Origin of the sequence: Paenibacillus zanthoxyli JH29, from assembly GCF_000520715.1 — a bacterium.
GTDB lineage: Bacteria > Bacillota > Bacilli > Paenibacillales > Paenibacillaceae > Paenibacillus_AQ > Paenibacillus_AQ zanthoxyli.
In genome coordinates this window covers 1-10,811 of sequence record NZ_ASSD01000338.1, presented here as the reverse complement: position 1 = coordinate 10,811, position 10,811 = coordinate 1, and the positions used below count along the sequence as shown (strand labels likewise).

Here is a 10,811-nt window from a genome sequence, read left to right as displayed (position 1 = left end):
GGTTGCAATTGGTCAGATTAGTTCTCGGGCTCGCGCTCTGATCTGCTTACTTCGATTACTGCAAAAGTAGGCTGGATCTGCAAGCTCCATTTTCATCCATGGTGATGGCCGTAAGGCCATGTGGGATTAGTACAGTTTTTACTTTCACACCACATCCATCCTCTTTTTATAAATATTTACATAATATATGCTATTACTTTCCTTTTTTAGTGGTATGATAAAAATCATATAATGGTATTTTGTGTATACTTTTAGAAGAAACCTCAAAATAAGTTGCGATATGGTGCTACAATCCTCATTTCGGGTTCAGGGTCTGCGACTTCGTCTGCAAAGTGGATCGAGTTATCAAAAAACCAATAAATAGTAGCCTCGTGCGCCCGCAAGGACGAACAATTCCATGACTGCCTACTATTGGCCTTATCAATACATCCGGTGAATTGGTCACTCCTATCTATATACTCATGAGCGAGGGCTTTCCGAGGGATTAGCAGTCGTTCAAAACAGTAAAGGCAAATACGGGTATATGATGCAGCGGGCAAAACCGCCATTCCTTTTCAATATCGGGACGAGGGCGACTTCTTCGAAGGGCTGGCGGATGTGAAAAACTCCGAGGGTAAATGGGGTTATATCAATACGAGCGGAAAGATCGGTTTTATCGATTAAAATGGCAAATTCGGCTATATGGATCGCCATGGTGGAATCTTTCAAAGTAGAATCATTACCCGGCTAAACATTTCGGCAATACCGGCTTACGCCCCCTTTTGTCCAACGGCCTTTCTTGCCCGGCCCCCGATCAGCAGAATGCTCAGCAGAACGATCCCGAGCCCGGCTATCGTATTCAAATAGACCGATTCATGCAGAAAAATGACCCCCCACAGTATCCCAAACACCGGGACGAGAAAGGTTACGCTCACCGTTCTGACCGCGCCCACACTGGCGATTAGCCGAAAATAAAGCAGGTAGGCAAAAGCGGTGCATACCAGTGAAAGGCCAAGCACCGACAGCACCGCTGCCATTGTCGGCCGCTCCGGCGGCGGGAATACCGCAACGAGCGGTAGCAGCCAGATCGCGGCGCCGAACTGCTGGCCGATGGCGAGCGTCAGCGGCTGCACTCCTTTGCCGACCCGCGCAGCATAGAGTCCCCCGAATCCATAGGCCAGCGCGGCCCCCAATGAGAACAACACGGAATACAGCACGGTCTTGTCCAGCGGCTCCGGGCTCCAACCGACCAGAACCCCGACGCCTCCCAGTCCCAGAATAAGTCCCGACGCCCGGGTCATCCCGGGTCTCTCCCTGCCGGTTCCCCAAGCCGCCAGGGCGGCAAAGATCGGCGTGGACGCATTCAGAATGGCGGCAAGGGATGCGCTCAGGTGCAGCTACGCCGCGCAGATGAGCGAGAACGGCAGCGCGGCGTTCAGTCCGCCCAGCAGGAGAAACGGCTTCCAGTGCCTGCGGAGCTCGATCCGGCTGCGTGTAAGACTTGCATACAGCAGCAGGGCGGCGGCCGCGATGGCGACTCTAAGCTCGGTGGTCACGACCGGCCCGAAGACCGGCGAGGCTATGCGCATGAACAGAAAAGAAGCGCCCCAGATAAGGGCCAGAAGGAGCAGGGCCGACACATCCTTTCGGTTCATTCGGCATGCCGCTTTCTTCTTACCAGCAGGCTGTACGACAGTACGGAGCATATGCCTGCGGCAGCAATCACCATCCCCATAGGCAGCGTGGTTTCCCCGCCTCCCATACCCACAAGCGGAGACAATAGCCCGCCTGTCAGCAGCGGAAGCAGCCCAAGCATGGCAGAGGCGCTGCCCGCATTCTCTCCCTGATCCTGCATCGCCAGCGAAAAGGAGGCCGTTCCCACAAGCCCAACGCTGGAGACGATAGCGAACAGCGCGATCAGCAGCAGCGGAAGCCCGCTGGTGGTCAATATCGAGTACAGCAGGAGCAGCCCGCCCGATAAGCACTGAAGAAGACCCCATACCAGCAGCCTCGTCTCTCCGATCCGTCCCGACAGCTTGCCGGCGATTTGTCCGGTGATGATGATGCCAAGGCCGTTCACGGCGAAGATTACGCTGTACATTTGCGGAGATACGCCGAACATATTTTGCAGGACGAAGGATGACCCCGAAATATAGGCGAACATCGCCCCAAAGACAAAGCTTTGTGACAGGACATAACCCATAAACTTAGAATTGCGCAGCAGCTTCCCGAAGGTCATCAGCGTTTCCTTAAGCCCACCCTTGGAGCGGCGCTCCTCCGGCAGGGTCTCCGGCAGGCGAAGCCAGATGGTCAGGCAAAAAATCACGCCCGCTCCGAACAGCACGAAAAATACGCCCTGCCATGTCGTAAACCGCAGCAGCTGCCCGCCGATTACCGGCGCCGCGATCGGCCCCAGGCCGTTAACGACCATCAGCAGCGCGAAGAACCGGGTCAGTTCCGAACCTGAGTAGAGATCACGGACGGCGGCCCGGGATATGACGACTCCGACCGAGCCGGACAGTCCCTGGATCAGGCGCATAACCACCAAAAAGCCAATGGAAGGACTGAATGCGCACAGCAGCGAGGAAAGGGCATATACAGCCATTCCGATCATTAGCGGGCGGCGGCGTCCGTACACATCGCTCAGCGGCCCGGAGAACAACTGCCCAAGCGCCAGTCCGATCAAAAAACAGCTTAGACTGAGCTGTGCGAGCGCGGGCGAAGTTTCAAACGATCTTCCAAGCTCCGGAAGCGCGGGCAAATACATGTCGATCGACAGCGGACCGATGGTGGCGACCGCGCCCAGAATGACAGCCAGCTGAAGCCTTAGCTTCCGGGAAGACAGGACGGCGGCTGGGTTAAGTCCACTTGCTTTCGTGTTCATATCCGTTGTTCTACCTTTCTGTTACAACCAAATAAGGCCGTTTATGTATCTCTTCATACTACCCGAGGCAAGCCGCAAAGTTCAATCCAAAGTTTGAAAATGTATATTTCCCGGCCTGCCGCCGGTTCATCTCACAGTTCTCCAAGATTTGAAATCCATATTCAGGATATCTTAAGCTCCGGCTTCTATAATAGCTGTATTTCAAGACAAGAATGAGAGGAGAATATCCCTTGAGCCTGATTAAAAACCATAAATGGATCGCCACCCTGGCCTTGACGCTGCTGATATCGCTTGGCATTTGCATATTTTGCATATATTCTTTGGCAAAAGTGAGCGGTAGCGCCCCCGATACCGGCTCTGGCATGCGGCAATGGGGCAGCGAAGGAGCTTCCTTCCGCAGCGGAGAGAGAGAGGCATATTTCCGGGGAACCGGAACGGATCGCAAGCCGCTGGACAGCAGAGCAGATGGGAGGGCGGTCTGCGGAGCGCGACGGGCGCAGGCGATTCCGGTGCGGAAGATGGCTCCGGGCAAGCACAAGACAGCGGCGCAGATAGTGGCCTGCGGAGTGGAACGGCAGAAGGTTCTCCGAATGCAGCGGAAGGCGGTTCACAGAACGCGGCAAGCGGCGGCAAGGATAGCTCCGCGCAAGGACAAGACGGCAGCCAACTGAGCGGAGTGCCCGGCGATCCGCAGAATGCAGCGGACGGCGGCGGTTCCGGTTCCGGATTCACACGCTCTTCAGGGATGAACCCCGGCGGGTTCGGAAGCGACGGCCGGTACGGAACGGCGCTGGCCGTCTACGCGGCGCTGTTCGCCGGGCTGCTGGGGGCAGCCTTCTACTACGCGAAGGCGGGCAGGCTCCGCATTAACGAGAGCCGCAGAGGACTTCTCATTAGCCTGCTGCTTACAGCGGGCCTGTGCCTGAAGCTTGCCGCCGCCCCCTGGATTTCCGGGTACCGGGGCGACATCCGCTTTTTTACAACCTGGGCGAAGGAGGCGGCACACGGCCTTGGCTCCTTTTACGAGAACAGCTCCAGCGATTACCCGCCGCTTTACATATACATCCTGTACGCTACCGGCAAAATCGTCACGCTGCCGCAAATTGAACCCTTTTTCCTGACGCTGATCAAGCTGCCCTCCATTATCGCGGATGCGGTTACCGCCTGGCTGCTGTATAAGGCGGCCAGCCGCCGCCTCCCATTTGAGACGGCGATCCTGATTGCCGGATTCTACATGTTCAACCCGGCGGTGCTGATCAACGCCACCTTCTGGGGACAAGTCGATTCCTTTTTCACCATGATCGTGGTCGCGGCCGTTCTTGCGGTGACCCGGCGGAAGCTTGGCTGGGGGGCCTTTTTCCTCACCCTCTCAATTCTGATGAAACCGCAGGGCATTATTTATTCGCCGGTGCTGCTGTTCGCGCTTCTCCGGACGGGCAAGCTTGGCCCTTGGCTCAAAGCGGCGGCGATCGCTGCCGTGACAACCGTTATCGTCGCGCTGCCCTTCTCTGCGGGTAAAAATCCACGGTGGCTCTATCAGTTGTACAGCGGCACGGTGAACGAGTACCCGTACGCTTCGGTCAATGCCTTTAATCTGTTCGGGCTGCTCGGGGCCAACTATGAGAATTCTTCATCTATATACCTGCTCTTCAGCTACCATGTCTGGAGCTTGATCTTTATCGCCGCCGCCACGCTTCTGTCGGGCTGGTATTACCTGAGCAGCCGCAGCGCGGCGTTCGCCTCGCTGTCCGCCCTGCTGCTGATCTCCGGCGTGTTCACCTTCTCGTCAAGCATGCATGAGCGCTATCTATTCCCGGCGGCGGCGCTGGCGCTGCTCGCCTATGTCTATTTTCAAGACAAGCGCCTTCTGTGGATGGCTTTTGGCTTCAGCGCGACGATCTTCCTCAACACCTATGCCGTCTACTACGGCTATACGAGCCGCGACGGCCATGTTGGCTTCCTGCTGTTCTTCTCGGCGCTGATCAACATCGCCCTGTGTATCCTGCTTGTTAAGGTGATGCATGATCGGTCGCGGCGGCCGAATGCTTTAAGTCTCGAGGCGGCTCTCCCTTCCGGAGCGGCTGTAAGCCTTGCCCCCGGCCGGGTCCCGCTAACGGAATGCAGCAGCATTCCCAGGACATGCTTTCTTGTCCCGGAGCTGCCGCTGCTTTTTTTTCTTAAATAAATCCGCCATTAACACGAACGGTCTGTCCCGTCACCCATTGGGATTCCGGGCTGGCCAGGAACAGCACAACCTTCGAAATGTCTTCCGGCTCGCCCAAACGCCCGAACGAATTGGTGCTGCCCACCGCCTTGATCTGCTCCTCCGTCTTGCCTGCGGTAAAGAGCTCCGTGTTTACCGGACCGGGCGAAACCGCGTTAATGGTAATCCCTTTCGGTCCGAGTTCTTTTGCCAATTGACGGGTGAACTGCTCCACGGCTCCCTTCGTTCCGGCATACGTGCTGTAGGCCGGGAACATCTGGCCTATCACCGATGTGGAGAAGTTGATGATGCGCCCGTTCTCCTTCATATGCAGCGCCGCCTGCTGGATGGCAAAGAATGTCCCTTTGACATTAATCGCGAACTGCTTGTCGAAATCTTCTTCCGTAATACTCACGAGCGGTTTGGTGATCATGATGCCCGCGTTATTAACGAGGATGTCCACCTGCCCATAGGCTTCCAGCGTCTTCTGGAACAAGCTCTCAACCTCCGCTACCTTGCTGACATCCGCTTGGATTGCTACCGCTTCTCCGCCATTACGTTTGATTCCAGCTGCCACTTCTTCCGCTCTGGCCGGGCTGCTCGCGTAGTTGACGACAACCTTTGCCCCATGAGCTGCCAGCTCCTCAGCAATTTTTTGGCCTATTCCGCGCGATGCGCCCGTTACCAATGCAACTTTGCCTGCAAGCTTCTTTTCCATCTTATATCCCATCCTTTTTTGGTATTGTGTGTTCATTTCTTACTTCATGAAAAGCAATCGATTACTGCAAAACGGCCGGTTTCAACAGCTCCTCCAAACCAAGGCGGTGAACGAATTCAATGCGCAGCTTCTCCGACAACTCCGTCACTTCAGCCGCGCCGTCGTTCACGAAATCGATGACCGAACGTGCCGGACGGCTTCCAGCCGGCAGGCTGACGATTCGGGTGACTTCGTCCGCAACCGCTTGCGGATCTGCGTCAGGCGGAGTCAAGGCACTCAAGCGGTCCCCTACTTCGTCGAGCAGGTAATTAATGCGGTCATAGGCTGCGGAGGTCTGCTCATCCTGCGGATGGCCCGCACTTGGAAAATGGGATGTTCCTTGCGTAAACGCGCCGGGTACGACGAATGACGTTTCGATGCCGAACTTCGCAACTTCGTAAGCCATCGTCTGAGCTAGGGAATCCATTGCCGCTTTGGCGGCTACATAAGGTCCAAGGAACGGCGGGAAGCCGCCGCGTACGGTCGTGCTGCTGATCCAGAGCAGCAGGCCGGATTGCTGCGCCCGCATATACGGCAGCGCCGCCCGGTTCACCCTCTGCGTACCAAGGACATTCGTATCGAACACCTTGACCATTTCCTCCGGCGAGAACGCTTCGACAACCCCGACAACCAAGTGACCGGCATTGTGCATAACAACATCCAATCTTCCTTGCTCCTCTACAATCGTTTGTACGGCACGATCCGTTGATTCCTGCGAAAGCACATCCAGCTCCACAGCCTTTAGCTTATAGCCGTTCACTACGGCGTAATCATGAAGGGCTTTCGCTTTCGAAGCATTGCGCCCCTCTACGTCACGCATGCTGGCATATACCGTATGACCAGCGGCTGCGAGCGAGCGGGCGGATAAATTTCCGATTCCGGTGCCTGCGCCTGTTACGAGTACAACGTTCTGTTTGCTTTGAGTCATGTTAACATCTCCTTTTGGGGATTGGGCTGTGCCCTTTCGTTCAGAATCTCGTTTGTGTGTTCTTGATGATTTGATTATAGAGTGACACAAAACAAATGTCAACTAACAAAATTATATTTTTGTCATTAATCACGCGGGCGATCTCCGCAACCCTTCACAACCTTTAATCGCCGCAAGTTTTAATCTTGATAAATAGGGCGCCCATAAGTTCCTCAAAGTGGTATCCGGGGCCAAATACCCGATCAACGAAAAAAAATACGCCTCTTAGAAACGAACACCCGGAATAACCCGTTCTGTTTCTAAAAGGCGTATTTTACTTAAGTCCGGAAAGAATCAAGCGCCATACCGTTTCGAAGTCTTCGTCGATCGTTTCGGACGACCATTCATGGGCATGGGCAGGATGATGAAAGCTTTCTGTTGCCATGAACACAGCCTTTGCAATGGCATCCGCCGAATCCGGTTTGAATTCGCCCGCCTGCATGCCGCGTTCGATAATCGATGCAATCTGCTTTATCAGGCGATGGATATGCATCGCGATCATGTCGCCTATTCTCACCGTAACATCTGCGTACATGACAAAAATCTCGGGGTCATCCACAGCATACATCCGCTTCTTCTCGATAAGCGTCTCCACCCACAAGCGCAATTGCTCCGTGGCGCTCCCCTCAGCCCTATCCGCAATCTCCTGCAGAGGTTCGGCAATACTTTTATCCAGCCATCTCTCCGTAACGGCCTCCCTTAAAGCAGCTTTACTCGCGAAATGCCGATACAGCGTTCCGTGACTGACTTGAAGAAATTTGGCTATATCTATAACGGAGGTTTTATCTGGCCCATAACGCCGCAGCACCTGTTCTGCGGCATCCAAAATCATGTCTTTCGTCAATGGCAGATCATTGGTCATATTATTAAAAGAGCAATCGTTCTTTGGTTTAGCTGCCGACTCATCATTTGATTGCTCGCGCGCCCCCTCTAATTATTATCATAGCATAAGAAGCGGCTTCAACAAATAACAATATCTTTATTTTGTCATTTATTTTAAAAAGATGGTGCCTCATCAGGGCCACTATCACGAAAAAAAGAACGCAGGACCGGCGCCCTCGCCCCTAATCCTGCGTTCTCCTTTATGTTAACGGGCCGCCCTGCACTTAAAAGGCGCAGGACCATCCCGGAACTGCCCGGGCAAACGCCCGGCGCATCATTTAAAAGCTTTGGCTGTCCAGCCATTCTTTAGCCGCTTCCGCTTCGGCCACGCTCAGCCGGTGCCCCTGGTTGCTCCAGTGCAAGGTCACGTCAGCGCCCGCGCTTGCCAACAGCTCGTGAAGCTCCTTCGTCTCTGCGGCTGAGACTAGGGGATCGTTAACGCCTGCCCCGATGAAGACGGAAACGCCGTCAAGCGGCTGAGGAGTGAGCCCGCGCAGCGGAACCATCGGATGCAGCAGCACTGCGGAAGAAAAGAGGTTTCCGTAATGCAGCAGCAGACTGCCCGCGATATTGGCTCCGTTGGAATAGCCGACGGCTGTAAGCCGGGCGGGATCGAAGCCGTATTTTGCCGCCGCCTCGTCCAGAAAAGCTTTCAGCTCATGCGTCCGAGCGACCAGATCGGCTTCGTCGAACACACCTGAAGGCAGGCGCCGGAAGAAACGGGGCATCCCGTTCTCCAGGACGTTACCCCGGATACCCAGCAGGGACGAGCCCGGCGACAGCATCTCGGCGAGCGGCAGCATATCATGCTCGTTGCCGCCCGTTCCGTGGAACAGTACCAGCGTAGGCTTGGAGGAATCTGAACCTTGCCGGAAGATATGAATCATTTTTTCTTCACCTCAATTTCCCGCACCTCAAAAGGAGCCAAATTATTCTCAATCGCCGCCCGGTGCGGCTCATACCATGCAGGGAGCATCAGCTTTTCACCCAGATGGTTTGGGTCCTCATCGTTCGCAAAGCCAGGAGGATCGGTCGCAATCTCGAACAGGATGCCGCCCTCTTCACGGAAGTAGATGGCGTTGAAGTAATTCCGGTCCTGCACCGGAGTCACTTGAAAGCCCCGGCTCTGTACGAATTCTCTCCATTCCAGCTGCTCCGCGTCGTCTTTGGCGCGCCATGCGATATGATGCACCGTACCGCTTCCCCCGGCGCCAAAAGGCAGCGGGTCAGTCTTGATGTCAATAATGTTGCCGTACGGTCCCTCCGCTCTGAAGCGCACATAACCGTCTCCTTCGGCTATTCTTTCGAATCCGAGCGTATGAACCAGCGTATCTTCCGTGCTCGCCGGATTGATGCTGTACAGCACCGCTCCGCCGAATCCCTTAATGGCATGCTCTACCGGAATTCCGCCGAACGACCAAGCGCTGAGAGGTCCTTCTTCGCGCTCCACCAATTCAACCCGCAGGCCGTCGTAATCAGCCAGGGAAAGATAGGTCTCCCCGATGCGATGAACAGTGGTATAGGGGATGTCGTAAGCATTCAGCCGTTTTTCCCAGAATCCGAGTGAGCCAGCGGGTACAGCATAGGTCGTCACGCCGACCATGCCGCTACCGATTCTTCCCTTACGTCCTATAGGCGAAGGAAAGAACGTAATGATCGTGCCCGGCGTGCCGCTTTCGTTGCCAAAGTACAGGTGATAGACCTCGGGCGCGTCGAAATTGATTGTTTTTTTCACGAGCCGCAAACCAAGAATGCCTGCATAAAAGTCCGCGTTCCGCTGAGCGTCCTGAACGAACGCTGTAATATGATGAATCCCTGCAGTTTGAAGTGTCATAATAATCATTCTCCTCTCGGTATTTGAAATTAGAAGGTCAATCGGATTAGAACAACAGATGATCCAGCGAAATGGAACCCGGACCCGCAAACGCTACGCCAGCCGCTACAACAAGCAAGGTCAATGGATATTCATAACCGTTCGCAGTCGCCCAGAAACCATTGGACAAATGCACTTTCATCGCTCCAGCCATGGCCAAGATTAGCATCACGGCCCCAACTGGTGTGAAAAGACCCGCCGCGAACAATAGTCCGCCTCCAAGCTCAAGAATTCCGGCCAGCACCGCCATCGCCACGCCCGGCTTAATGCCGACCGATTCCATCCATCCGCCTGTTCCCTTCGGGCCGTAGCCTCCGAACCAACCGAACAACTTCTGCGCCCCATGACCAATAAAAGCAACACCGATAAACAAACGAATCAACAATAATCCTATACTAATCATTTTTAATTCTCTCCATTCTCTTGTGTTTAATAATCTTTACTTTAAGATATTTAGCAAAAATTTATGGGGCTTCCCGGCAATTAAGCTAGGAACCGGCCCCTTTACCCAGCAGCTTCAACCATTCGGTCGCCTGCTCCTTCTCTTCCGTGTTCAGTCCGCCCATCATCCCGTGAAGCATCTCTACATGCTTCGGAAAAATTTCGTCGAACAGCTTCCGGCCCTCTTCAGTAATCTCCGCGTAAGTCACGCGGCGGTCCTCGCTGCAGGGAACGCGCTTCAGCAGCCCCTTCTTCTCCAGCTTATCGATGTTGTAGGTGATGCTCCCGCTGGTGACCAGAATCTTCTCCCCGATCTGCTGCAGCGGAATGCGGGTTCTGTGATAGAGCACCTCAAGCACCATAAACTCGGCGGACGACAACCCGTAGCTCTTCATATCCTTGACCGCCCGGTCCATCAGACTCCGGTAAGCCTTGGACAGAACCACGAATAACTTCAGCGATGCCGCTTCATCCCGGCCGCGTACATCTCCGGCTACGATTAGCTCCTCTTTCGGTCCGCTCATTTCAATCACCTCCGTGTTCAGCATGTATCTTTAAGATAATTATCTTTAAGTTAAGATAAATATACATCCTTATTTTTATTTTGTCAACACTCTCTGCAAAATAAACCTGAGACGCTTTATGCATAGGCTTTAAATTGACCTGACCCTCAAAAGAGCGTATCCTTTTCTTTGCGAAAAAAAGATATTTTCTATATATAAGGAGGGCTGCGCGGTGACTTCCCGCTTTGACCCCGGCTATGCCGGGGAACAAGATTTATCCAAGCCAGGACAAGCCCTCCCGGGCGTCCTGATTGTAACCGCC

At 54.4% G+C, this 10,811-nt stretch carries 13 protein-coding genes; 3 read left to right on the top strand and 10 right to left on the bottom strand.

Annotated elements, in window-relative coordinates; genetic code table 11:
* The first annotated feature begins 513 nt into the window (after positions 1-513).
* Complete coding sequence (locus L691_RS34270) at positions 514-663, top strand: WG repeat-containing protein (protein WP_084654105.1); 150 nt, start codon at positions 514-516, stop codon at positions 661-663.
* Positions 664-749: 86 nt separating this feature from the next.
* Here the strand turns inward: L691_RS34270 and L691_RS32780 are convergent, their stop codons facing one another.
* The 3 genes from L691_RS32780 to L691_RS0112405 all read right to left on the bottom strand — a co-directional run bounded on the left by L691_RS32780 (position 750) and on the right by L691_RS0112405 (position 2,863).
* Positions 750-1,280 (bottom strand): DMT family transporter, encoded by a 531-nt coding sequence (locus L691_RS32780; RefSeq protein WP_198023029.1) that lies wholly within the window; start codon positions 1,278-1,280, stop codon positions 750-752.
* 96 nt (positions 1,281-1,376) lie between these two features.
* Positions 1,377-1,634, bottom strand: coding sequence for an EamA family transporter (locus L691_RS32775; protein WP_198023028.1), 258 nt, complete (start codon positions 1,632-1,634; stop codon positions 1,377-1,379).
* Positions 1,631-2,863, bottom strand: coding sequence for a multidrug effflux MFS transporter (locus L691_RS0112405; protein WP_025690843.1), 1,233 nt, complete (start codon positions 2,861-2,863; stop codon positions 1,631-1,633). The genes L691_RS32775 and L691_RS0112405 overlap by 4 nt, the downstream gene beginning before the upstream one ends.
* A 230-nt stretch (positions 2,864-3,093) precedes the next feature.
* Between L691_RS0112405 and L691_RS0112400 the strand changes: the two genes are divergently transcribed.
* Positions 3,094-3,534, top strand: a complete 441-nt coding sequence (locus L691_RS0112400; protein WP_025690842.1) for a hypothetical protein — start codon at positions 3,094-3,096, stop codon at positions 3,532-3,534.
* 5 nt (positions 3,535-3,539) lie between these two features.
* Positions 3,540-5,048: a hypothetical protein gene (locus tag L691_RS0112395; protein ID WP_025690841.1), complete on the top strand. Its 1,509-nt coding sequence runs from the start codon at positions 3,540-3,542 to the stop codon at positions 5,046-5,048.
* On the opposite strand, the gene L691_RS0112390 is transcribed toward L691_RS0112395, so the two are convergent.
* The 7 genes from L691_RS0112390 to L691_RS0112360 all read right to left on the bottom strand — a co-directional run bounded on the left by L691_RS0112390 (position 5,041) and on the right by L691_RS0112360 (position 10,510).
* Positions 5,041-5,784: an SDR family oxidoreductase gene (locus tag L691_RS0112390; RefSeq protein ID WP_025690840.1), complete on the bottom strand. Its 744-nt coding sequence runs from the start codon at positions 5,782-5,784 to the stop codon at positions 5,041-5,043. The two genes, L691_RS0112395 and L691_RS0112390, sit on opposite strands and share 8 nt — an antisense overlap.
* A 61-nt stretch (positions 5,785-5,845) precedes the next feature.
* Positions 5,846-6,751: an SDR family oxidoreductase gene (locus tag L691_RS0112385; protein WP_025690839.1), complete on the bottom strand. Its 906-nt coding sequence runs from the start codon at positions 6,749-6,751 to the stop codon at positions 5,846-5,848.
* 313 nt (positions 6,752-7,064) lie between these two features.
* Positions 7,065-7,652, bottom strand: a complete 588-nt coding sequence (locus L691_RS0112380) for a TetR family transcriptional regulator (protein WP_025690838.1) — start codon at positions 7,650-7,652, stop codon at positions 7,065-7,067.
* Between the two features lie 298 nt (positions 7,653-7,950).
* Positions 7,951-8,559 carry an alpha/beta hydrolase gene (locus L691_RS0112375; protein ID WP_025690837.1) on the bottom strand — a complete coding sequence of 203 codons (609 nt, stop codon included), beginning with the start codon at positions 8,557-8,559 and terminating at the stop codon, positions 7,951-7,953.
* Entirely contained in the window at positions 8,556-9,506 is a 951-nt protein-coding gene (locus L691_RS0112370; RefSeq protein WP_025690836.1) for a ring-cleaving dioxygenase, read from the bottom strand. The genes L691_RS0112375 and L691_RS0112370 overlap by 4 nt, the downstream gene beginning before the upstream one ends.
* 46 nt (positions 9,507-9,552) lie before the next feature.
* The gene (locus L691_RS0112365) at positions 9,553-9,948 is read right to left on the bottom strand and encodes a DoxX family protein (RefSeq protein WP_025690835.1); all 396 of its coding nucleotides are present in this window, start codon (positions 9,946-9,948) and stop codon (positions 9,553-9,555) included.
* Between the two features lie 85 nt (positions 9,949-10,033).
* Positions 10,034-10,510, bottom strand: a complete 477-nt coding sequence (locus tag L691_RS0112360) for a MarR family winged helix-turn-helix transcriptional regulator (RefSeq protein ID WP_025690834.1) — start codon at positions 10,508-10,510, stop codon at positions 10,034-10,036.
* Positions 10,511-10,811: the final 301 nt, after the last annotated feature.

Bases quoted from the DNA above. Each gene is read 5' to 3' on its own strand.
- L691_RS32775 (WP_198023028.1), bottom strand. From the start codon at position 1,634: ATGAACCGAAAGGATGTGTCGGCCCTGCTCCTTCTGGCCCTTATCTGG.
- L691_RS0112375 (WP_025690837.1), bottom strand. From the start codon at position 8,559: ATGATTCATATCTTCCGGCAAGGTTCAGATTCCTCCAAGCCTACGCTG.
- L691_RS0112385 (WP_025690839.1), bottom strand. From the start codon at position 6,751: ATGACTCAAAGCAAACAGAACGTTGTACTCGTAACAGGCGCAGGCACC.
- L691_RS0112370 (WP_025690836.1), bottom strand. From the start codon at position 9,506: ATGACACTTCAAACTGCAGGGATTCATCATATTACAGCGTTCGTTCAG.
- L691_RS0112390 (WP_025690840.1), bottom strand. From the start codon at position 5,784: ATGGAAAAGAAGCTTGCAGGCAAAGTTGCATTGGTAACGGGCGCATCG.
- L691_RS0112360 (WP_025690834.1), bottom strand. From the start codon at position 10,510: ATGAGCGGACCGAAAGAGGAGCTAATCGTAGCCGGAGATGTACGCGGC.
- L691_RS0112380 (WP_025690838.1), bottom strand. From the start codon at position 7,652: ATGACCAATGATCTGCCATTGACGAAAGACATGATTTTGGATGCCGCA.
- L691_RS0112405 (WP_025690843.1), bottom strand. From the start codon at position 2,863: ATGAACACGAAAGCAAGTGGACTTAACCCAGCCGCCGTCCTGTCTTCC.
- L691_RS32780 (WP_198023029.1), bottom strand. From the start codon at position 1,280: ATGACCCGGGCGTCGGGACTTATTCTGGGACTGGGAGGCGTCGGGGTT.
- L691_RS0112365 (WP_025690835.1), bottom strand. From the start codon at position 9,948: ATGATTAGTATAGGATTATTGTTGATTCGTTTGTTTATCGGTGTTGCT.